The organism is Haliea sp. E17 (assembly GCF_048323675.1).
Lineage (GTDB): Bacteria > Pseudomonadota > Gammaproteobacteria > Pseudomonadales > Halieaceae > Mangrovimicrobium.
The window spans coordinates 96355-118878 of sequence record NZ_JBLWFK010000008.1 but is presented as its reverse complement, the minus strand read 5'-3'; the positions used below and the strand labels follow the sequence as shown (position 1 = coordinate 118878).

Sequence of the window (22524 nt, the reverse complement as noted above, 5' to 3'; positions counted from 1 at the left end):
TCCGGTGGGCCCCGTCAGGAAGTTACCGCCCCGCCTTCAACGCAGTCCACATACGCGTGCCGACCCGGTCGGCGCGCGGCTCGTAGACCGGGAAGGTGAACAGCTTGGCCGCCACTTCCTCGGAGGGGTAGATCGAGGGGTCCGAGGCAATGGCCTCGTCGACAGCAGTTTTTGACGCGGGGATGGCGTTGGCGTACCAGACGTAGTTGGTGATTTCCGCCATGACGTCGGGGCGCATCAGGTAGTTGAGGAAGGTGTGGGCGTTTTCCACGTGCGTGGCGTCGGTGGGAATCGCCAGCATGTCGGTGAACAGGCCGGCGCCTTCTTTCGGGATGATATACGCGACATTGACGCCGTTGCCGGCCTCCTCGGCGCGGGTCTTCGCCTGCAGGATATCGCCGGACCAGCCCACCGAGAGACAGACGTCGCCGTTGGCCAGGTCATTGATGTACTGCGAGGAGTGGAAGTAGCGCACGTAGGGGCGAATGGCCTGCAGCGTCTCGGCTGCCTTGCCCTGGATCAACCCCGCATCCTGGGACTTGGGATCTTCACCCAGGTAGTTGAGGACCGTCGGCACCATCTCGTCGTAGGCGTCGAGCATGGTGACGCCGCAGTCGGCGAGTTTCGCCGCGATCTCGGGCTTGAACAGCATGTCCCAGGAGTCCAGCGGGAAGTCGGCACCCAGCCGTTCCTTGACCTTGTCCACGTTGATGCCGATGCCGGTGGTACCCCACAGGTAGGGCACCGCGTAGGCGTTGTCCGGATCGAGGGCGGCGAGTTTTGCCATCAGGCCCGCATCCAGGTTGCCGTAGTTGGGCAGCTTGGCGCGATCCAGTTTCTGGAACACCCCGGCGCGGATCTGGCGGGCGAGGAAGGTCGAGGTCGGCACCACGATATCGTAGCCGGTGCGCCCGGAGAGCAGTTTCGCCTCCAGCACCTCGTTGCTGTCGAAAACGTCGTAGGTGACCTTGATGCCGGTCTCGGCCTGGAATTTGGCCAGGGTGTCCTCGGCGATGTAGTCCGACCAGTTGTAGACGTTGAGTACCTTTTCTTCGGCATTGCCAAGGGTGGGAGCCAGGGCAATGGCGACTGCGGTTGCGAGTTTAACGAGGGTTCTCACGGAGGGTCCTCCCGATTGTGAGTGACAGGAAAACAGTTTACTGCAAGGCGGCGCGTTGCATGTCGCGCTGCCGCTGCGTCTCGCGCCGGCGCATCAGCCACCAGCTCAACAGCGAGACGGACGCCACCAGGCCGACGAGAATCGTGGCCAGCGCGTTGATTTCCGGGCTGACACCGCGCCGCACGCTGGAAAACACCACCATCGGCAGTGTCGTCGAGCCGGGGCCGGAGACGAAACTGGCTATCACCAGGTCGTCCAGCGACAGGGTAAAGGCGAGCAGCCAGCCGGAAAACAGGGCCGGCGCAATGATCGGCAGGGTGATGCGGAAGAACACCGCCAGGCGGCCGGCGCCGAGGTCCATGGCGGCCTCTTCCAGGGTGGTATCGAACTCGCGCAGGCGCGCCGAGACCACCACCGAGACGTAGGCCATGTTGAAGGTGGTGTGGGCGATCCAGATGGTCGCCATGCCGCGCTCCTGGGGCCAGCCGACCAACTGGCCGAGGGTCACGAACAGCAGCAGCAGCGACAACCCGGTGATCACTTCGGGCATCACCAGCGGCGCGGTGATCATCCCGGTAAACAGGGTCTTGCCGCGAAAGCGGCCGAAACGCACGATCGCCACCGAAGCCAGCGTGCCGAAGACCAGCGCCGAGGTGGCGCTGACGAAGGCGATGCGCACGCTCATCCAGGCGGCGCCGAGAATCTGCTGGTTGTTCAGCAGTTCCCCGTACCACCGGGTCGAAAATCCGGACCATACCGTGACCAGGCGCGACTCGTTAAAGGAGTAGATCATCAGCACGAGGATCGGCGCATAGAGGAAGATGAAGCCCGCGGCGAGGATCAGGCGGGTGGGCCAGCCGGCGCTCTGCTCAGTGGCCATTTTGCGCCGCCTCCTGCTCCCGCGCCTGGTAGCGCTGGAAAATGGTGATCGGCACGATCAGCAACAACAGCATTACCACGGCCACCGCCGAGGCGCCCGGCCAGTTGCGGGCATTGAAGAACTCCGCCCACAGCAGTTTGCCGATCATCAGCGTGTCCGGCCCGCCGAGCAGTTCGGGAATGACGAACTCGCCGACCGCAGGGATAAACACCAGCATGCAGCCGGCGACGATCCCGCCGACGGAGAGCGGCAGGGTGATGCGCAGGAATGCCGCCACCGGCGGCGCGCCGAGATCTGCCGCCGCTTCCAGCAGGCGCCGGTCGTGTTTCACCAGGTTGGTGTAGATGGGCAGCACCATGAACGGCAGGTAGGCGTAGACGATACCCAGGTAGACGGCGAAGTTGGTGTGCAGCAGCACCAGCGGCTGGTCGATCAGGCCCAGGGACTGCAGGGTGTTGTTGATCAGCCCGTTGTCCTTGAGCAGCCCTATCCAGGCGTAGATGCGGATCAGGAACGAGGTCCAGGAGGGCAGGATCACCAGCATCAGGGCGAGGTTGCGCGAGTGCTCCGGCAGCCGCGCGATCGCATAGGCGATGGGGTAGCCCACCAGCAGGGCGATGCCGGTGGCGGTGGCCGCGATCTTCAGCGAGCTGAGGTAGGCCTCCAGGTACAGGTCGTACTGGTAGAGGTCGATATAGTTGAACAGGTTCAGCTGCAGGGTCAGTACGTCGTCGGCATAGCTGGCGAGGTCGCTGAAAGGCGGCTGCGCGAGCAGCGACTCGGCAAAGCTGATTTTGATGACGATCAGGAAGGGAGCGAGGAAAAACAGCAGCAGCCACAGGTAGGGCGCGCCAGTGACCAGCCGCTTCCCCCAGCTTTCGCTCCTCCAGGTGGAAAGCGTTTTCACGAGGTGAGCACCACGCCGCTCAGTTCTTCCCAGGACAGCCAGACCTCGTCTTCCCAGGTCAGCCGCTCTTCACCAGTGGTGCCGCGCAGGTGATTGGCCTCCGAGGCAATCACCACCTTGCCACTGGGGAGGGCGACGTGGAAGATCGAGTGGCTGCCGAGGTAGGCGATATCGACGATCCTGCCGTGGGCGACATTGTGGGCCTGGACGGGGGCCTCCCGCGAAATACGGATTTTCTCCGGGCGCAGGGCGAAGGCGAGCTCCATCCCGATGCTGCCGCTGATGCCGTGGCCGACGTAGACAGTCCCGCCCAGCGCGGGGCAGCCGATCTCCACGTGGTCCACCTCATCGACGTCGAGAGTACCCTCGAAGATGTTGACCGAGCCGATGAACTCGGCGGTCATGCGGCAGTTGGGCTGTTCGTAGATCTCGTGCGGCGTGCCCACCTGGCGGATGACCCCGGCGTCCATGATGCCGATGCGGGTGGCCATGGTCATGGCCTCTTCCTGGTCGTGGGTCACCATCACGCAGGTCACCCCCACCGACTCGATGATGTCGACAATCTCAAGCTGCATCTGCGAGCGCAGCTTCTTGTCCAGCGCGCCCATCGGTTCGTCGAGCAATAGCAGGGTGGGGGCCTTGGCCAGGCTGCGGGCCAGGGCCACGCGCTGCTGCTGGCCGCCGGAGAGCTGGTGCGGCTTGCGTTTCGCGTAGGCGGTCATGCGCACCAGTTCCAGCGCCTCGCCCACCTTCTGGCGGATGGCGGGCTTGCTCAGCCGGTTGTAGCTGAGCCCGAAGGCGATGTTTTCTTCCACCGTCATGTGCGGGAACAGCGCATAGGACTGGAACATCATGTTCAGCGGCCGTTCGTGGGCCGGAATCGGGTTGAGCAGCGTGCCGTCGAGGTAAATCTCGCCCTCGGTGGGCGTTTCGAAGCCCGCCAGCATGCGCAGCAGGGTGGATTTGCCGCAGCCGGATGCACCGAGGAGGGCGAAGATTTCACCCCGTTGGATGCTCAGGCTGACATCGTCGACGGCGCGGAAGCCGTCGAAATCCTTGACGACATTGCGCAATTCGAGCCTTGGGCTCGGAGTCGGGTTGGCGCTGTTGTCGGCAGCAACCTTGTTGGGCATGGGTTATGAGACTCTGTAATGGCAACCAGAGCTAATACTAGCAATAAACGGGCCCGGCTGAGCAGTATTCCGAGCGCGGTAAAACGACCATATTTACGGCCGCGGGCAATCGTCCTTCTATATTGAGAAAGCGCTCCCCAACCGCTAAAGTACGGCGCTTTAGCCAGCTCCAGCCGGGGACCGCCCATGCATATGATCGTCAAGCGCCTGACCAAGTGGCTGGTGCGCCTAATTTGCGTCTTTCTTCCCGAGGCGCAGGCACACCGCCTGGAGCGCTGGCGCCGGGGGCGGGAGGAGTACTGGAAGTACCAGCGCTGCGAGTACATATTCGCCTCCTACGGCAAGAGCGGTCGCACCTGGGTGCGGGTGATGATCTCCCGCTACTACCAGCTGATGTACCAGCTGCCCGACAACATCCTCATGGGTTTCGACAATTACACCCGCCTGAACAGCGATATCCCGCGGATTTTCTTTACCCACGACAACTACCTGCGCGGTTTTACGGGTAACGTGGATTCCAAGGCGGATTTCTACGACAAGAAGACCGTGTTGCTGGTGCGCAAGCCCCAGGACGTGGCGGTATCGCAGTTCTTCCAGTGGAAGTACCGCATGCGCCCGGAGAAGAAGGCGATGAACAAGTACCCGGCCCACGAGGCGGATATCTCGGTGTACGACTTCGTCAAGGACCCCAACCAGGGGCTGTCGCACATCATCGACTTCATGAACGCCTGGGCGCGCGAGCTGCCGAAAATCAGGCAACTGCTGGTGGTACGCTACGAAGACCTGCGCAGCGATCCGGAAGCGCAGATGGCGCGTATTGTCGAGTTCCTTGGCATGGAGGCGAAGGACGAGTTCCTGCGTGATACCGCGGAGTTCGCCTCGGTGGAGAACCTGCGCAAGAAAGAGCAGGAGAACTACTTCTGGCGCAGCGGCAGCCGGGTGCAGGCCAAGGACGTCAACGACCCCAACACCTTCAAGGTGCGCAAGGCCAAGGTGGGCGGCTACAAGGATTATTTCGACGACGCCCAGGTGGCCGAGCTGGACGCCATGGTAGATGCCAGCCTGCTGCCCGGCTTTGGCTACACCAGTGCCGAACAGGATAAACTCGCGGTCTGATCGCAATAGCGACACAGGAGGATCGAGCGTGGAGCAGTGCGTTTTCATCCACACCAACGAACGCCAGTGGCTGGGTGCGCTGGTGGCCGCCCATTCGTTTCGCCGCAACGCGAGCGACCCGGACAGCTTCGATATCCGGTTCATCCATACCCGCGACCAGCCCTGGCTGGCGGCGCGCGAGGGGCAGAGCTTCCTGCGCGGCGGCACCTCCCGCGTCTGGCGCATGGACGACCTGCAGTCCTTCACCCCGATGCGCTTCCTGCCGCCGAAGCTGATGAACTGGCAGGGCAGGGCGCTGCTCACCGACCCGGATGTGTTCGCGGTCGGCGATGTCTGTGAGCTGTTCAATCGCGACATGGGCGGCGCGGCGGTGATGGGACGGCATCGCTCGGACAAGGAGGGCAAGTCGCGCCAGGTCGCCACTTCCGTGATGCTGATGGACTGCGCGCGGCTGCGCCACTGGGACGCGGAGGCCGAGTTCGCCGAACTGTTCGAGTTCAGGAAGGACTACAAGGAGTGGATGGTGCTGGCCTATGAAGACCCGGCCAATATCGGCTTCCTCGAGCCCTGCTGGAACGACTTCGACCACCTCGACGCCAATACCCGCCTGCTGCACAATACCAAGCGCCGTACCCAGCCCTGGAAAACCGGGCTGCCGGTGGATTACACCCCGGCGGACAAATTCAGGGACAAGCCGCTGCTGGCCTCGCTGAACCGCCTGCGGGCGAAAGTGTTCGGCGAGTACGGCCTGCTCGGCGCCTATCGCGAGCACCCCGATCGCCAGCAGGAACAGCTGTTCTTCGGCCTGCTGCGCGAATGCCTGGACTCCGGGCAGGTCAGCGAAGCCCTGGTACGCGAGGAAATCGGCAAGAACCATATCCGTCACGATGCTTTCGAGGTCCTCGAGAGAACTGCTCCGCTGGAGGCGCACGCCGCATGAACTACCTCGACATCGGGGTGCTGGAAAAGCTCGGCCGCGACGATTTTCTCGCGGTCAAACCCTATCCCTACTTCAACCCGCGCGGCCTGCTCACGGACGCGGGCTTCCAGGCCCTGCTGGACAACATGCCGCCGCTGGAGCTGTTCGAGAAGAAGTTCGGCTACGAACGCCGCGCCGGGCAGGCGCCCCATGATCGCTATTCGCTCGAATATGAGCCGGGGATGCCGGTGCCGCAGCCCTGGCAGGAATTCATCGGCGAACTGTGCAGCGACGCCTACCGCAACCAGGTCGCCCGACTGCTCGGGGCGAACAAGGTGGAATTCCGCTTCCACTGGCACTACACGCCCGCCGGCTGCGACGTTTCGCCGCACTGCGATGCCCGCCGGGAGCACGGTTCCCACCTGTTCTATTTCAACTCCGAAGAGGACTGGGACCCGGCCTGGGGTGGTTCGACCCTGGTGCTCGATGATGGCGGCAGGATCGAATTCAACTCCGCCCCGGCCCTCGAGGATTTCGCCGCCATCCACGAAGTCGCGTCCATCGGCAACTACAGCGCCCTGATGCTGCGCAGCGACCGCTCCTGGCACGCGGTGCGCCCGATCGAGTGCCCCGAGGGACGCCTGCGCCGGGTATTCATCGTGGTGATCAATCCCGACAGCCTGTTCTGGAAAGTACGCGATCGCGTCGTCGGTAAACAGGTCCAGCGTTTCTAGCAGGGCGGGGCCGCCCGGCCGTGGAAACCGGGCCGGGATTGCGGGGCACCCTGCACTTCCCGGGTCAGGCTTGTCGCCGGATCCTGTTCGTCCCGTTCCGCAGTGTCTCCCCGGGGGGAATGTATTGCTGGCGGAAACGCCGCGGACTGCAGCCGTTGAATTTGCGGAATGCGCGGCTGAAACGGGCACGATCCCCATAACCGGCCTGCATTGCTATCCGCTCCACTGGCATGCGGGTGGTCACCAGCAGTTCCCTCGCCAGTTGCATCTGCAGGCGGATGCGAAACTGCTGCATGCTGATCCCCATTTCCTGCTTGAACAAGTGCGCCATTCGCGACGGAGACAGGTGGCAATGCCGGGCCACCGCTTCCACTGTCGGGGGATCGTCCAGTCGTTCACGCAGAATGTCACAGGCGCGGCCAACGCGCGGATCACCCTGGTAGCCCAGATCGGCCAAATGAACAGTGGCGACGCGCAGCAGAAGCTGCTCGAGCAGGTTGGTCCCGAGGGCGGCGCTGAACCGGCCTCCCTCCTGCGAGGCCGCGCGGATATCGGCCATCAATTGTTCAGTCAATGTGAATAACGCCGTATCGTCGAGGGGGCAGGCGTGCAATCCCGCGGTGGGCGAGGGCCACTGCAACCACTCCAGCCAGTCTTCGCGGGGCTGGAAAATAACCCATGCGTGTACCCATTCGTCGCAATCCGCGGCCCGCTGGTAATGGCAGCGGGCGTCTGGCGCGATCAGGACCAGATTACCCGCGGACACCTCCAGTTCACAATCCGAGGTATAGGTAGCGCCGCCCTGCAGTGTCAAATGCAGGGTCCAGAAACTGCGGCGGTCGTAGAGAAAGGTGGTGATATCGCCGAGTTCCCCGGCGACTGCCCGGGTGACGCCCGCAAGAAGGCTCTGGTTGAACAGGAGGCCGTGGTCCTGCTCCTCGAGCCAGGCGTGCAGGAACTGCCGGGCGAGTTCCCCGTCGGGCCTGCCGCCGCAGGCTGCCATGGCGTCTTTCCAGCGAGCCAGCAGCGAACTGCGGCGCTGGGAGAAACTGGCGTCCGCGCGCACACGGGCCAGCAGCAGGTCGATGTCAACGGCGGTCAGGGGATTGTCGCCGGCGCCGGAGCTGAGCCAGCGGTGAAGCCGTGCTGCGGCCTGTTCTGTGGTCTCGCGGTCGAGATACCAGCGGTACAGGCTCCCGGCTGCCAGCCGCACAGGGGATGTGTCAGACGTTTTTGCCATTTTTTGGTTAATTTATCCTGCTATATTCTGAAAATATAGCAGGAATGATCAATTCAAGGACAGGGTTCGATCTTTTAGTCATGTGCTGCCTGCCGTTATCCTTGTGCCCGTGAGCGCCTCAGGACCCGATCCGGGTCCCGGAGGCGCGCAGCAGATCCAACAACCACAGGGGGAGGCGATTCTTGGACGGCGAAAATTCCAGCGAGCACGGCGACCGCGAACAGATTGTGGAGGAGATGCTGTCTCGGCTTACCCTCGATGACAAGCTGTCACTGCTGGCGGGCAAGGGCCTGTTCAGGACCCGGTCGCTTGCCCAACTGGGTCTGCCGGCCATGAAACTGGTGGACGGCCCGCGTGGAATCGGCTGGCATTCGTCGCTCAGACGCTGCACGGCCTTCCCCACCGGAATTGCCCTCGGCGCTTCCTGGAACCCCGACCTGGCAGGTGAGTTCGGCGTTGCGATGGCACGGGAGGCGATCGCTGTCGGTGCCCACGTGCTGTTGGGGCCGGCGGTCAATATCTGCCGCACCCCGCTGAACGGTCGCACCTTTGAATATCTTACCGAGGATCCCCTGCTCAATTGCCGGCTCGCGGTACCGCTGGTTCGCGGAATTCAGTCCCAGGGTATCGCTGCCTGTATCAAGCACTTTGCCGTCAACAACCAGGAGGCGCAGCGCAGCAGGATCACGGTGCAGGTCAGCGAACGGGCGCTGCGCGAAATCTACCTGCCGGTGTTCGAAGCAGCGGTGCGCGAGGCGGATGTGTGGTCGGTAATGGCAGCCTACAACGGGGTCAACGGCGATGCCTGCTGTGAGAATGGGGATCTTCTCCAGCAGCGGCTGCGCCGCGAATACGGTTTTCGCGGGTTCGTGGTGTCTGACTGGTTTGCCGCCCGGCGCACCCGCTCCGGGGCAAGTTGCCTGAAGGCCGGCCTGAACCTGGAAATGCCCCTCGGCGGTTTGCGGTATCGCCGTGCCAGCCTGCTGCGCGAGTTCAAGCAGGGCGACTTCACCGCGCAGGAGGTGGATGCCGCGCTGGCGCCCCTGTTGCGCGTCTGGTCACGCACTGCCACGGTCAGCCGGGCCGCCGGGCAGCGCAACACGCCGGCACACCAGGAACTGGCCTACCGCATGGCGGCGGAGAGCATCACCCTGCTGCAGAATGCGAATCAGGCCCTGCCCCTGGATGACACCTGTCAGCGCATTGCGGTACTCGGGCCGCGCGCCAGTAAGCGCAATTGCCGCCCGCTTTACGGCGGTAGCGCGGGTGTCTGGTCGCCCTATGAAATCACGCCCCTGCAGGGCATCAGGGACGCCCTGGGGCCGGGATGCCGGGTAGTGGAGGACCCCAGCCGGGCCGATGCGGCGATTGTCTTCGCCGGGCTCGGGCACCGGGTTCACGGTGACTGTGAGGGCAGGGACCGCCAGACCATGAGGCTGCCGGCAGAGCAGGAACAGTTGATCCGGGAGACTGCTGCGGCCAACCCGAGGACTATCGTGGTCCTGGTGAGCGGCAGCCCGCTGGAAATGGACTGGGCAGAGGATGTGGCCGCGATATTGATGGCGTGGTACCCGGGGATGGAGGGCGGCAGGGCCATTGCCGATATTGTGTTCGGCAAGGTAAACCCGTCGGGCAAGCTGCCGGTGACCTTTCCCCGCTCGCTCGGCGACAGCCCCGCCCATGGCAGTGAACGTCAGTATCCTGGTGATAGCGCTACTGTTCATTACGACGAGGGCGTTTTTGTCGGCTACCGTCATTTCGACCGCGAACACCTGGATGTCCTGTTCCCTTTCGGCCACGGCTTGTCCTACACCAGCTTTACCTGCCGGGACCTTGCAGTGAACGCTCACTGGCAACCGGGGGAGACGCTAACCGTTGCACTGAAACTGGAAAACACCGGTGCGGTGGCCGGTGCAGAGGTGGTGCAGTTATACCTTGCACCGCAGGCGCCGCGGGTGCCGCGCCCGCCACAGGAACTGAAAGCGTTCCAGAAGGTGTTTTTGCAGCCCGGCGAGATTCGTGAGGTCGAATTCCGGCTGGAGGAAAAAGCGCTGGCCTACTGGTGCGAGCAGACAAACGCCTGGCGTTGCGACCCGGGACAGTACGCCCTGCGGCTCGGCGCGTCCTCCCGTGATACCCGGTTGTCCTCGTCAGTCCTCTACGGCTGATAGACCCGATTACCCAGCCAAGATGACCTTGGTCCAATAACAGAAGCGGAGTTTAATCATGATTGCCAGGTGGATACGCGCTGTTCTGAAATCGCTGCTGGTGACGGCGGTACTGGCGCTACTGGTGTTCGCGTTATTTGTCGCGTATCGCGTCCTCAGCTACAAGCAGGAAGACAGCGAAGCGCACCTGGCCCTGAAGCGCCAGTACCTGGAACGGCTGGAAGGCTTGCAGCCAGCGGGGCCGCGACCGAATATCGTGTTTATCCTCTACGACGATATGGGTTATGGCGATATCGGCGCCGGGGTCAGTAATCCCGACCTGATTCGCACTCCCAATATAGATGCGATTGCGCAGCGGGGTGTAACGCTGTCCCAGTTCTACTCGCCGTCGCCTGTGTGTACGCCCTCGCGAGCCGGCTTCCTGACCGGGCGCCTGGCGCCGCGGGCGGGCCTGCCCTATGTGGTGTTTCCCTCCGGGAGCCTGGAGGACCTGGCGGGCCACAAAGTGATGAACCCCGGCAATCCCGAGCGCCTGCCGGCGGAGGAAATCACCCTGGCTGATGTGCTGCTCGCCAGTGGCTACCGGACCGCGATGGTAGGCAAGTGGCATCTCGGCGACAGGAGCCCCTCCCTGCCCAACGATTTCGGTTTCGAGTATTTCTTCGGCTCGCTCTACAGCAACGACATGCGGCCTTTCGCGCTGTACCGGAATCGCGAGGAGGCGATACCCGCGCCGGTCGATCAGCGCAATCTTTCCCGCTACTACCAGGAGGAAGTGAAAGCATTTTTACAGCGCGAGGACGACCGGCCATTTTTCCTCTACCTGGCCCACAATTTTCCCCATGACCCTCTTTCGGTCGCGGACGAGCGCCGTGGAAAGTCCGCTGCGGGCCTGTATGGTGACGTATTGGAGGAACTCGACGAGGGTGTCGGCGACCTGGTCTCGACGCTCGAACAACGCGGCCAGCTGGAAAACACGCTGATCGTCATCAGCTCGGACAATGGCCCCTGGTTCCTCGGCGATACCGGGAGTCGCCGTGGACGCAAGGGCAGCACTTTCGAGGGGGGCATGCGGGTGCCCATGATCGTACAGTGGCCGGCGGGCATTGCCGGCGGACGGGTTGAGCCGGCAATGGCTATGGGCACTGACCTCCTGCCGACTATCCTCGATATGCTCGACCTGCCGCCGCCCGAAGACCGTGAGCTGGATGGCCGCAGTATTCTCCCGCTATTGGTGGATGGCGCCCCATCGCCCCATGAGTTTCTTTACTTTTACGATGGCGTGACGCTGTTCGCCGCGCGCGACCAGCGCTTCAAGTACCGCGCGGAACTGCCGGTCGCCTACAGTACCGATGAACTGGGCTTCGGCTTTCCGGTGCCGCAGAAAGCGTGGCTGTTCGACCTGCAAGGCAATCCCGGGGAGAGCTATGACACCAGCGACCGCTACCCGGAAGCGCTGCATCGCCTGCGGAATGCCTACGGCGATAAACGGGAGGAAATGCGTACCAACCCCCGTGGCTGGCGGTGACCTTTAAGTCACTGCCGGTCGATTCGGCCCCAGTGGAGATCAATCAGCTTTGTAGCGCCGCCGCAACCTGAGTAAGGTGAGGCGCGAACTGGCGACCACGATCACCAGCGCCGCCATCACCAGCGCGGAGCCGATCCACTGCAACCGCGAGACCTCCTCGCCCAGCACCACGATGCCGGCAAACATGCCGACCACCGGCACCCCCAGTGAGAACGGCGCCACCTGGCTGGCGGGATAGCGGGTCAGCAGTACGGTCCACAGCCAGAAGGCCAGGCCGCCGGCCAGCCAGCCGGCGTAGAGTACCGACAGCCAGCTGCGCGGGCCGACGTCGGCCAGCCAGCGCCAGCCGCCGCTGTAGTCCTCGGTCAACAGGGACAGGGCGGCGAATACCAGCCCCGACACCAGGCTGCCCCACACCAGCAGGAGGGCGGGCGGGCAACCGGGGTTCATGCCGTGGATTTTCTTCACCACGATATTCGACACGGACCACATCGCAGCCGCGCACAGGGTGAGCAGGAAACCGAGGGCGGCATCCAGCGGAAACTGTTCCCCGGCGGCGACATCGGCGGCGAAGAACAGCAGCCCGGCGCCGGCCACGGCCATGCCGAGCATCAGGGCCCGGGAGATCGACTCCCCCAGCAGGCTGACGCCGAGCAGGGCGGTAAAGAATATCTGGGTCTGCATCAGTACCGAGGCCATGGCTGCAGTCATTCCCGCCTGCAGCGCATAGAACAGCAGGCCGAACTGGCCCACCCCCTGGCTCAGCGCGAACAGCAGCAGCCAGCGCAGGGGAACCTGTGGCCGGGGTATCCAGAGGACCAGCGAAACACCCACCAGCAGGAAGCGCAGGGCACCCAGTTGCAGGGGGCTGAAGTCCTCCAGCGCGACCTTGGTGGGTACGAAGTTGATGCCCCAGAGCAGGATGACCAGCAGGGCGGTGAGCAAGTCTCGAGGAGCCATGGCGCGAGCAACCGTGTGCGAAGGTTCACCCGCGCCCGGCATCGCCTGGCCGCGGTGTGTGGCCGGGCACAGTACACAGGTTGGCGCTGGAAAAAAAGTCCTGCTGGCAGGCTGGCGCTGCGTTTGCTATTTACTAATGGGCCTGGAAAAAGAATTCAACAGCCTCGCGGAGGGCGCCGATGGGAAATGCGGGAATGCCAGTGACGGGATACTGCCGCCGGATTGGCCTGGTCATGACGTTAGCGGGGCTGGTCCTGCTGGGCGGGTGCTCTACCCGGGGTCTGGAAAAGTCCGCGGTACAGCCTCCCCAGGACGACGCCCTGCCGCCGGCGCAGGCTGGCCTGCTGGCGGAAGTGGCCCGCGACATCGAGGCGCAGCACGGCGCCGACAGTTCGGGGTTCCGCCTCCTCGACAGCAGCTACTCCAGCCTCCACTGGCGCCTCGCCCTGATCGACTCGGCGGTCTCCTCGCTGGATATCCAGACCTACCTCTGGTACCCGGACAACAGCGGCAAGCTGATCCTCGAGCGCGCGGTGCTGGCGGCACAGCGCGGGGTCAAGGTGCGCCTGATTGTCGACGACCTGCTGTTGCAGGGCCACGACCAGGTCATCGCCAACCTCGAGGCGCAGCCGAATATCGAATTCCGTATTTTCAATCCCTGGTCGGAGCGCTCCAGCCTGGTGGAGCGGGCGGGCCAGATGCTGGCCGAGATGGAGCGCCTCAACACGCGGATGCACGACAAGCTGATGATCGCCGACGGCCGGGCGGTGGTGATCGGCGGTCGCAACCTCGGCGACCACTACTTCGGCCTCAATGAGACCTACAACTTCCACGATACCGACCTGCTGGGTGTCGGGCACATCGCCGCCCAGGCCAATGCCATGTTCGACAGTTTCTGGAACAGCGACTGGGTGGTATCGGCGCAGCACCTGACGACTAAACCGGACCCGGAAATCGCCGCAGCCCAGTGGGAGTCGATTACCCGCAGCAATGCCACCGCGCCGCAACTGGAGCGCTTCCCGCGCCAGCCGCAGGACTGGTCGGCGGAGATCCGCGACCACGCCAGTGACCTTCGTATCGGCACCAGCCGGATCATCTTCGACGAGACAGCCGCGGAGCAGATCGAACAGAACCTGGTCTCCACCATGTTCAATTTCTTCGGCCTCGCCCAGAGCGAGTTGCTGATCATGAACGCCTATGTGATTCCGGGCCAGGCGGGCGTCGACTTCCTGCGCGAGCTTGGCGAGCGCGGGGTGGACGTGAAAATACTGACCAATTCACTCGCCTCACACGACGTCCCGGCGGTGAACAGCCACTACGAACCCTGGCGCGACGACTTCATCCGCGCCGGGGTGGACCTCTACGAATTCCGCTCCGACCCGGCGATCCAGTCGACGGTGGTGGACGTGGCCCCGGTGCAGGCGAAGTTTACCGGCCTGCACAGCAAGACCGCGGTGGTGGACCGCCGCTATGTCTTCGTCGGTTCCATGAACCTCGATCCCCGCTCGGCGAAAATCAACACCGAAATGGGGGCGATCGTCGACTCGCCCGCCCTCGCCGCGGACATGGCGGCGGTGATCGAGCGCGACATGTCCGGCGCCAATGCCTGGCACGTGTTCCTCAACGATGAGGGGGAGCTGCGCTGGCAGAACGACAGCGAGATCCGCGACAGCCAGCCGGCCCGCGACGGCATGCAGCGGGTCATGAACCTGCTGATGAAACTGGGGCCCCGTGACCAGTACTAGCGCACGCGGACTTCTCTGCACGCTCCTGCTGGTGGCCGCACTGGCGGGCTGCGGGATTCATCCTTTCCGCGGCCAGGCGGTGGCCGGTTCCGGTTTTCTCTCCCGCAGCATCAGCCAGTCAGACGGGACGGTGACGGTTACCGCCGCGGTGCCCGACGCGGCCGAAACCGAGGCCCTGACCGGCCTCGACCTCTACGCCCAAGGCATCCAGCCGGTATGGCTGCGGGTGGAAAACAGCGGGGACAAGAACGCCCGGGTGGTCCTGCGCAGCGTGGACAAGGACTACTTCTCCCCGATCGAGGTTGCCTACATGAACCGCTCGGGGTTCAGCGCCAGCGGCTACGCGGATATGGAGCGCTGGTTTCACGACAACGGCCTGCGGCGGGTGGTGCTGCCCGGTGCGGTGAACTCCGGCCTGGTGTTCACCCACCTGAAGCCGGGCACCAAGGGTTTCAACCTGGATATCTTCAGCGCCGGGGAGAACCACAGTTTTACCTTTTTCGTCCCGATGCCCGGTTTCGAGGCGGACTACCGCTCGGTGGATTTTGCCGGACTCTACCCGCCGGGCGAGATCGTCGATCTCGACTATGCCGGGTTGAAGGACGTAGTGGAGCAACAGTTGCCCTGCTGCGCCAATGGACCCGACCAGGCCACTGATGGTGGCCCGCTCAACGTGGTGATGATCGCGACGCCGCTGGCGCTGCGCCGCGCCCTGCTGCGCGGCGACTGGCGGGAAACCCGGCTGGATAGCGAGAAGACGCTGCAGGCTCGCCAGCATCAATTCCGCGGGCGTGGGCCGGACGGGATTTTCTATCTCAATCGCCCCGACGGCAACGAACAGATCAACCTGCACCTGTGGCTGGCGCCCTGGCGGGTCGAGGGCCAGCCGGTGTGGGTCGGCCAGGTCTACTACCGGGAATTCGAGGACAGTCTCCTCAAGACCCTGGCGGGCGATCGCTCCATTCGCGATTCCGCGCTGCTCTCCCGCTTCATGCGCGAGAGTGTCGCCGCGGATATCGACAGCGCGCGGCGCTTCCTGCTGCAGAACCTCTGGTACAACCAGTCGCTCGCCGGCTTTGGCCTGGTGGCCGGGGTCGGCCGCTCCACCGAGGAACAACCGCTGCTGACCTTCGACGGTGTCGGTTACTTCACCGACGGCGACCGCAATGTCTTCCTGCTCTCCGAAGCCCCCGTGGCGCTGGATGAAACCCGCGTTCTCTACCGCCTCGAACTCCCGTCGGGAGTGGACTACTGATGGCCCTGCGCCGCGCTCGCTCCCTGTCCTGCCTGTTGGCGGGCCTGTTGCTGGCCGCCGCGGGGTGGGGCCAGCCGCTGCCCGGCACCCAGGTTGATCCGCCGAACGACCGCCTGCAGGAAAAGCAAAGGGGCTCGCTGAAGGTCAGCGTCGCAGTGCCCAGCGCCGAGGAGACCCGGCAGATATTCGGCGTCGACCTCTACGCCGACAACGTACAGCCGGTCTGGGTGGAGGTGGTCAACGGGAGTGATGAATTCCGTTTTCTCACGCCCATGGGCATGGATCCCGGCTACTATTCCGCGCGCGAGGCGATGTCCCGCTCCCGGGAGTCGGGGGGGGAGTCCGCGGATGAGCAACTGGAGCGGCGCTCCATCAACCGCGTGGTGGTGCCGCCCCAGAGCACCCGCTCGGGCTATATCTTTACCCGGGTGGACGAGGGTACCAAGTCCTTCAACGTCGACGTGGTGGGTGGCAGCGAGCCCTACCGGATGAGCTTTTTCGTGCCGGTGCCGGGCCTCAAACTGGATCACTACGAGGTCGACCTGCAGGGCCTTTACCCCGCCGACCAGCGCCGTGAACTGGAGCTGCCGGCGCTGGTGGCGGCGCTGGAACAATTCCCCTGCTGCGTCCGCGACGCCAGCGGCGAGGACCGCGGTGACCCCCTCAACCTGGTGCTGGTCGGCGAGATCTCCGACCTCTACTACGCCTTCATGCGCGCCGGCTGGGACGAGACCGAGACCATCTACGGCAGCAGCCTGCTGAAAACCGCGGCCTCGGCAATCGGTGGGGAGCGCTACCGCTACTCGCCGGTCAGCGCGCTGTACGTTTTCGGGCGCCCGCAGGATGTCGCCTTGCAGCGCGCCCGCAGCAGCATCAACGAGCGCAACCACCTGCGGATCTGGCTCACCCCGCTGGTCCATGAGGGCAAACCGGTGTGGATCGGCCAGATCAGCCGGGATATCGGCGTGCACTTCACCTGGCGCACCATCACTACCCACAAGATCGACCCGGACGTGGACGAGACCCGCGAGTTCCTGCTCGAGGACATGGGCTACTCCCAGTCCCTGGTGCAGTTCGGTTACGTGGGTGGTGTCGGCGCTGCCGCCTATGACGAGCCCCGCGGCAACCTCACGGGCGATCCCTATTTTACCGACGGCAGGCGCATGGTGATGTGGCTGTCCGGATCGCCCACCGCGCTGGACGAGATCGTGCCACTCGACCTGTCGCCCTACGCTACGGGCCGGATCGGGGACTGAAGTCCGGTGCGCGGTGCGCAGCGGCGGCCGGTGCGTCTTTTGGTTGGTGATCGAAATGCCCCTGCTGCAGGAAATACAGCACCTGCTGCAGCGCATCGGCGTTCCACATGATGAACGAGTGGCTGGCGTCGAGTTCGATAAAGTCGACCATGCCCGCCACCCTGGTCTCCTCGACGGTGACGGTGCCGTCGCTCGGGCCCTGCAGCACCCAGGGCAGTGGCGAGAGCCCGGCCATGGTACCGGCGATCACCCCGAGCTCGAAGTCCACCGGTCCCAGCTGCCGCGGCACCGATGCCTCCCCGGTGCCGAGCTGGGCGATGGCCTGGGGCGCCAGGGGCTGGATGAAGTCGATGCCCTGGACGTAGTCCGCCAGCGCGCTGCCCTGGTTGGGCGGGCCGAGCATCACCACCCGCTCCAGCCCCTCGATGTCCGTGTGGCTGAGGTACTCGCGGAGCAGGATGCCGCCGAGGGAGTGGGTGACGAAGTGAAAGCGCGACAGGCCCTGTTCGCGGCACTCGGCGAGCCCTGCGTTGACCGCGATCTGCGCGAGTTCGGGAATCGGCCGGGTGAGGGAGGGGTAGGTGACATTGGCGACGGCGTAGCCCGCGTCCTGCAGCTTCCAGGCCACCGCCAGCATCGACAGCTCGCTGCGCAGCAGGCCGTGCAGCAGTATCACGCACTGTGCGGGCGCGGCCGACGTGGCTGCGCCGGCCGCGGCGGGGGCCAGCGCCAGCAGCGCCAGCAGGATCACTTTCCACATGTAGCCTACTCTGCCTCCTCGTCGCCAGCGGCGCTGGGGGCAGAGTATAGCAGTGCGCGGGTGCCTAGCCCGCCAGGCCGGCCTCGGTCTTGCCCAGCTCGGTTTTCAGCCACATCACCTCGCTGAGGTTGCTGCCCCCGGACTGCTGCAACAGGCTTTGCAGGACCTGCGCCCGCACCGCCAGCACGGCGGCGGAGCCCGGCGCGGCGGCCAGCGCGATATCGGTGAGATGGAGGGCCTGCACAACTTCGCCGGCCTCCAGCTTTTGCTGCGCCCGGCTGGCGAGGGCGCCGGGGCCGCCGGCGAGTTCCACCAGGTCGACATCCACGCTGTCCCGCGGTACCGGGTACATCTCCGCGGGGGTTTCCAGTTTGAACCAGCCGGTGTATTCCTCCCACACGCTGCGCACGGCCCAGGAGACCTTGCCGTGAAACTCGCCGATCTTCAGGTCTTCGGGCAACTGGATTTCCTGCATCAGGGCGGACACCGTCTTGCCGGCGTTCATGCCTTTCACGGTCTCGTCGTGGACCCAGGAAACCGCCGCGTGCATCTTGTCGAGGCCGGCGCGTACGTTGTCGGCGCCGACAATCGGCTCGCCGTGGCCTGTGACCAGCGTCTGCGCGCCGAGGTCGCGCACGGCTTCCAGCGAGCGCAGGTAGCGCTGCGCCGAGCGCAGCTTGTCGCCGCGCACGGTGCTCAGGTTGGGCATGGACAGGAATACCGGGCCGAACAGGTTGCCGGTGAACACGACCCCGTCATCCGGTAGCCAGAGCACCACGGAATCCAGTGATTCGCCGCCCGGGGTATGGATGACCTCGAAGTGGCGACCGCCCACCTCGAAAGCCTGCCGGCCGGCCACTTCCAGATCCGGTACCACCCTGGGCACTTCCAGGTTGCGGCCGGAAACGGTACCGGACCAGAGCACCCCGGAGCGCCGCCGCAGGTAGTCGTCCAGCATCTGGAAGTAGTCGAAGGTTGCGGTGAAACCCTCGCCGGCGACGATCTGCGTGCCGTCTTCGACAAACGCGGGAACGCCGCCGTAGTGGTCGGCGTGGGCCTGGGTCAGCACGATCTTACGCAGGGGCCCGCTGCGCACCGGTGCGAACAGTGCCCGATTGCGCTCGGTGCTGCCCATGAAGCCGGTGTTGACCAGCACATCGCCGTCCGCGGTGTTGACCAGGTAGGCGTTGGAGATGTCCTTCGCCATGTGGATGTAGTCGGTGATCGCGACGGCTTCGGTCTGCTGTTCACCGGCCTGGACCAGGGAGGCGAGTAGTGGTTTATCTTCCTTATTCTGCTCGCTCATCTCAGGCATCGCCCCCGTTGATATCGATCATCACCTTGGCGGAGGCCGGGTTGCGGGCGACTTCCAGCGCTTCCACCACCTGTTCCAGCGGGAAGTGGTGGCTGATCATCGGCCCCAGCTTGTCCTGTACCCGGGGCAGCGCGGCAACCACCTCGGGCATCTCGTCGGGGTAACCCATGGCCGTGGTAATGGTCATCTCGGTGGTCAGCATGGCGCCCAGCGGCACTTCCACCGGCCGCATGTAGGCGGCGGTGATCACCATGCGGGCGTGGAACTTGGCCATGCCGATGACGTCGGGAACGATGTTCGGCGCGCCCGCCGCGTCGATGAAGGCGTCGGTGCCCACGGCCTCGCGGTTGAGGATACGGGTGCGCCCGTGCAGTTCGTAGAGCTTTTCCGTCAGGTTGACCTCGGTGGGATTGAAGGCCGCCTGCACGCCGATGGCGCGGGCGCGCTCCAGGCGCTCCTCGGCGAGGTCCAGCGCCACCACATCGTTGATGCCGCGCTCCTTCAGCCAGAACACCATGCCCAGGCCGATCGGGCCGCAGCCGAAGACCACCACCTTGTCGCCGGGCTTGACCTCGGCGCGGTTGACCCCGTGCAGGGCCACCGCCAGCGGTTCCGCCAGCGCGGCGATGGCGTAGGGCAGGTCGTCGGGGATCGGCAGCAGGCTGTCGCCGACCCGCGCGTCCGCCACCAGCAGCTTGTCGGTGAAGGCGCCTTCCGGGCCGCCGCTGCCGATCATGCTGGGGGTCATCATGGGGTTGATCACCACCCGCTGGCCCACGCTGACGCCTTCCACCTCGGCGCCGACATAGGTGATTTCACCGGCCGCCTCGTGGCCGATGGGGGTGACCCCGCCGGGCTGGCGCATGATGCCGCCCCACTTGATGTAGCTGAGGTCCGAGCCGCAGATGCCGCAGGCCTTTACATCGACCAGTACGTCCCTGCTGCCGGGGGTGGGCGATTCGATCTGGTCGAGGCGCACGTCGTCGACCTCGTGAATATTCAGTACCTGTCTCATGCGAGCGTCCTCCCGGGCCTTAGAGTTTGATCAGCGAAGCGCCATCGATAACGATGGTGTCGCCGGTGTGCCAGGCCGAGGCGTCGCTGGCCAGGTAGGCCGCGATGCCCTCGAAGTCCGCCGGGAAACCGGGGCGGGGGATGGCATTCTTGGTCACGAAATACTTGTCGAGGTCCGACCACTCTTCCTCGGGCTGCACGGCACCGTCGTCGCGGCCGCCGGAGAAACCGGTCTTGATGTAGCCGGGCGCGATAGTGTTGGCGCGGATGCCGTGGGGCCCGAGTTCCACCGCCATGCAACGGATCACCGCTCCGATGCCGCCCTTGGCGGCAGCGTAGGACACGATGCCCGGTACACCCTGCATCATCGACAGGCTGCCGCAGAAAATCAGCGAGCCGCCGGGTTCGCCCGCCTGCGAGCGCGCCACCATGCGTTTGGCGCCTTCCTGCAGGGTATAGAATGCACCGTGCATGTTGGTCGCCAGCAGGGTATCCATTTCCTCTTTGGTGGCGGTCAATACCGAGCGGGTATTGGGCGGCATGCCGGCGTTGGCGATCACCGTGTCGATGCGGCCGAACTCTGCCAGAACCGCGTCAAAGCCTTCGATGACGGCTTCCTGCGAGGAGACATCGACCGAACGAGCGGCAGCGCGTACGCCATAGGACTGCAGTTCCTCCACCGCTGCGGCGTTCTTCTCCGCGTTGCGGCCCCAGATGACCACGTCGCCGCCCTGCTTGGCGATGCCGCGGGCGAAGCCGAGGCCGAGGCCGCTGTTACCGCCGGTGACCAGCGCAACCTTGCCGCTGAGATCGAATAAACCCTTGCTCATGTTATTTCCTCCGTTACGGCCGGCTCTGCGACCGGCGTGTTTCTGCAATTGGTATTCAACACCCTAGTTTGTTCTGGGCGGGGTGTCGGTTCAACCGGTGTCGATGTCGAGGGCTGGCCGCGGTGGCGATATCAGGACATTTGGGGACGGCAAGGACGATGTGATGGTTATCAGTAGCCGGAAGAGGGTGGCCCCGGTTGCTCAAGCGGCGATTTTGAATCCCGTGCCGAAGGTAGAGTGTGGAACGGAAGCTGCCTGCTGGAACCGTGTGGCGACAGGACGTCGCCACCCGAGCCTGCACAGGGATGTGCGCTTTTTGGCGTGTTCCAGCAGGCAGCTTCCGTTTCACGCTCGGCGACAGGGCGAATCACCTCCAGCATCGTGCATGCACCTCGAACGACAACCCTAATTTCTGGTAATGAACCCCCGGTACCTAAAGAAGGTATACTGGCCCACCCCGCAAGCAGCGCAAATTGCTCCAGGAGGTGCCGGCCATGGCCCAGGCATCCTATAACATGCAGGTCGAGGCCGAGGTCAGTGTGCCGGCGGCGACCGCCCAACTGGTCCGTTTCGATATCGACGGCCCGGTGGACAACGTCTTGCAGCGCCAGGACGCCTGCTGGCTGGATTTCTGCCTGACCCCGCGCCCCAACAACGCCCGCGCCCGCTACTGCGAGCGCTGGAGCGCGCGCCATTTCGAGCGCCTCGGCAAGGCCTTCCTGCTGCCCGCCGGTGAGGCCCTGCAGACCCGCAGCGACGGCAACAACCGGCAGAGTTCGGTGCTCTGCCACCTCAACGCCGAGGGCCTGCGGGAGTGGTTCGAGGGCGAGATGTGCTGGACCGATCGCCACCTCAAGGCCAACCTCGACATCGCCGACGGCAACGTCCACGGCCTGATGTTGCGGCTGGCGGAGGAACTGCGCCACCCGGGCTTTGCCAGCGACACCATGGTCGAGTTGATCACCGCACAGCTGTCGCTGGAGCTGCGCCGCTACAGCGCCAGCGTCGACGATCCGTCCCCCGCCGGGGGGCTCGCTCCCTGGCGCCTGCGCCTGATCGATGAGCGCCTGCGCGACGACGATATCCAGCCCAGCCTGGCCGAGCTCGCGACCCTGTGCCGGATTTCCGTGCGCCAGCTCACCCGCGGTTTCCGCAGCTCCCGCGGCACCTCCCTGGGGGACTACATGGCCGCCGTACGGCTGGAGCGGGCGCGGCAGCTGCTGGCGAGCGGGCTCAGCATCAAGGCCACCGCCCACACCCTGGGTTTTGCCTCCCCCTCGGGCTTCTGTTACGCCTTCCGCCGCGATACCGGGCAGACCCCGGGGCAGTACCGGGAGCGCCTGCTCAGCCTGCACTGAACCCGGCGTCAAAAAGGGGGGGCAGTGAGTGCCAACTCCGCCAGTTAAACCCCGGGTATGGGTCTGGCGCCAAAAAATGTTAAGCGCGTCACGTTTCTGATCGTCTAGGAATAATTCCTAGATAAATCCCGGATAAATCCTCATACCAAATATGGATTTCTAATATCCCCTGTACTTAACTTCACCGGTGTTTAAGCTCAGGAGCTGAACTAACGGCGGCCTTGCCCAGCGGCCAGAATTACCGGCGAACGAACAAAATAACGGAACGTTGAGATCCCAATCAACC

General features: G+C 64.5%; 19 protein-coding genes. 9 read left to right on the top strand and 10 right to left on the bottom strand.

What is annotated here, in order from left to right:
• Positions 1–22 precede the first annotated feature (22 nt).
• Genes ACNKU3_RS19155 through ACNKU3_RS19140 form a run of 4 tightly spaced genes read right to left on the bottom strand, consistent with a single transcriptional unit; the run spans position 23 to position 4040 of the window.
• Complete coding sequence (locus tag ACNKU3_RS19155; protein WP_418261175.1) at positions 23–1120, bottom strand: extracellular solute-binding protein; 1098 nt, start codon at positions 1118–1120, stop codon at positions 23–25.
• 37 nt (positions 1121–1157) lie between these two features.
• A complete protein-coding gene (locus ACNKU3_RS19150; protein WP_418261174.1) occupies positions 1158–2000 on the bottom strand; it encodes an ABC transporter permease subunit in 843 nt (280 codons plus the stop codon).
• Complete coding sequence (locus ACNKU3_RS19145) at positions 1990–2907, bottom strand: ABC transporter permease subunit (RefSeq protein ID WP_418261173.1); 918 nt, start codon at positions 2905–2907, stop codon at positions 1990–1992. The genes ACNKU3_RS19150 and ACNKU3_RS19145 overlap by 11 nt, the downstream gene beginning before the upstream one ends.
• Positions 2904–4040 (bottom strand): ABC transporter ATP-binding protein, encoded by a 1137-nt coding sequence (locus ACNKU3_RS19140; protein ID WP_418261172.1) that lies wholly within the window; start codon positions 4038–4040, stop codon positions 2904–2906. Before ACNKU3_RS19140 ends, ACNKU3_RS19145 begins: the two co-directional genes overlap by 4 nt.
• Positions 4041–4226: 186 nt before the next feature.
• Between ACNKU3_RS19140 and ACNKU3_RS19135 the strand changes: the two genes are divergently transcribed.
• From ACNKU3_RS19135 to ACNKU3_RS19125, 3 genes are read left to right on the top strand one after another with little or no spacing between them, the layout of a single operon-like run.
• Entirely contained in the window at positions 4227–5156 is a 930-nt protein-coding gene (locus tag ACNKU3_RS19135) for a sulfotransferase domain-containing protein (RefSeq protein ID WP_418261171.1), read from the top strand.
• Between the two features lie 28 nt (positions 5157–5184).
• Entirely contained in the window at positions 5185–6096 is a 912-nt protein-coding gene (locus ACNKU3_RS19130; protein ID WP_418261170.1) for a hypothetical protein, read from the top strand.
• Positions 6093–6809, top strand: a complete 717-nt coding sequence (locus ACNKU3_RS19125) for a hypothetical protein (protein ID WP_418261169.1) — start codon at positions 6093–6095, stop codon at positions 6807–6809. The genes ACNKU3_RS19130 and ACNKU3_RS19125 overlap by 4 nt, the downstream gene beginning before the upstream one ends.
• Positions 6810–6873: 64 nt before the next feature.
• Here the strand turns inward: ACNKU3_RS19125 and araC are convergent, their stop codons facing one another.
• Positions 6874–8049 (bottom strand): arabinose operon transcriptional regulator AraC, encoded by a 1176-nt coding sequence (araC, locus tag ACNKU3_RS19120; RefSeq protein WP_418261168.1) that lies wholly within the window; start codon positions 8047–8049, stop codon positions 6874–6876.
• A gap of 182 nt (positions 8050–8231) precedes the next feature.
• On the opposite strand from araC, the gene ACNKU3_RS19115 reads away from it, so the two are divergent.
• Together ACNKU3_RS19115 and ACNKU3_RS19110 are read left to right on the top strand one after the other, a co-directional pair.
• Positions 8232–10217 carry a glycoside hydrolase family 3 C-terminal domain-containing protein gene (locus ACNKU3_RS19115; protein ID WP_418261167.1) on the top strand — a complete coding sequence of 662 codons (1986 nt, stop codon included), beginning with the start codon at positions 8232–8234 and terminating at the stop codon, positions 10215–10217.
• Positions 10218–10275: 58 nt separating this feature from the next.
• Positions 10276–11745 (top strand): sulfatase, encoded by a 1470-nt coding sequence (locus ACNKU3_RS19110; protein ID WP_418261166.1) that lies wholly within the window; start codon positions 10276–10278, stop codon positions 11743–11745.
• A gap of 39 nt (positions 11746–11784) precedes the next feature.
• On the opposite strand, the gene ACNKU3_RS19105 is transcribed toward ACNKU3_RS19110, so the two are convergent.
• Positions 11785–12705: an EamA family transporter gene (locus ACNKU3_RS19105; protein WP_418261165.1), complete on the bottom strand. Its 921-nt coding sequence runs from the start codon at positions 12703–12705 to the stop codon at positions 11785–11787.
• A gap of 194 nt (positions 12706–12899) precedes the next feature.
• Here ACNKU3_RS19105 and ACNKU3_RS19100 point away from each other — a divergent pair, with 194 nt between their 5' ends.
• The 3 genes from ACNKU3_RS19100 to ACNKU3_RS19090 are packed head-to-tail and all read left to right on the top strand — an operon-like array spanning position 12900 to position 16961.
• Entirely contained in the window at positions 12900–14450 is a 1551-nt protein-coding gene (locus ACNKU3_RS19100) for a phospholipase D-like domain-containing protein (RefSeq protein WP_418261164.1), read from the top strand.
• Positions 14437–15705 (top strand): hypothetical protein, encoded by a 1269-nt coding sequence (locus ACNKU3_RS19095; protein ID WP_418261163.1) that lies wholly within the window; start codon positions 14437–14439, stop codon positions 15703–15705. Before ACNKU3_RS19100 ends, ACNKU3_RS19095 begins: the two co-directional genes overlap by 14 nt.
• Positions 15705–16961 carry an LssY C-terminal domain-containing protein gene (locus tag ACNKU3_RS19090; RefSeq protein ID WP_418261162.1) on the top strand — a complete coding sequence of 419 codons (1257 nt, stop codon included), beginning with the start codon at positions 15705–15707 and terminating at the stop codon, positions 16959–16961. The genes ACNKU3_RS19095 and ACNKU3_RS19090 overlap by 1 nt, the downstream gene beginning before the upstream one ends.
• Here ACNKU3_RS19090 and ACNKU3_RS19085 read toward each other — a convergent pair.
• The 4 genes from ACNKU3_RS19085 to ACNKU3_RS19070 all read right to left on the bottom strand — a co-directional run bounded on the left by ACNKU3_RS19085 (position 16939) and on the right by ACNKU3_RS19070 (position 20880).
• Positions 16939–17721, bottom strand: a complete 783-nt coding sequence (locus tag ACNKU3_RS19085) for an esterase/lipase family protein (protein ID WP_418261161.1) — start codon at positions 17719–17721, stop codon at positions 16939–16941. The genes ACNKU3_RS19090 and ACNKU3_RS19085 overlap by 23 nt on opposite strands.
• A 64-nt stretch (positions 17722–17785) precedes the next feature.
• On the bottom strand, positions 17786–19027 hold the full coding sequence (locus tag ACNKU3_RS19080; RefSeq protein WP_418261160.1) for an alkyl sulfatase dimerization domain-containing protein: 1242 nt from the start codon (positions 19025–19027) through the stop codon (positions 17786–17788).
• Between the two features lies 1 nt (position 19028).
• Positions 19029–20051, bottom strand: a complete 1023-nt coding sequence (locus tag ACNKU3_RS19075; protein WP_418261159.1) for a zinc-dependent alcohol dehydrogenase — start codon at positions 20049–20051, stop codon at positions 19029–19031.
• A gap of 19 nt (positions 20052–20070) precedes the next feature.
• Positions 20071–20880, bottom strand: coding sequence for an SDR family NAD(P)-dependent oxidoreductase (locus ACNKU3_RS19070; protein ID WP_418261158.1), 810 nt, complete (start codon positions 20878–20880; stop codon positions 20071–20073).
• Between the two features lie 494 nt (positions 20881–21374).
• Between ACNKU3_RS19070 and ACNKU3_RS19065 the strand changes: the two genes are divergently transcribed.
• The gene (locus tag ACNKU3_RS19065) at positions 21375–22238 is read left to right on the top strand and encodes a helix-turn-helix transcriptional regulator (protein WP_418261157.1); all 864 of its coding nucleotides are present in this window, start codon (positions 21375–21377) and stop codon (positions 22236–22238) included.
• The last annotated feature ends 286 nt before the right edge of the window (positions 22239–22524 follow it).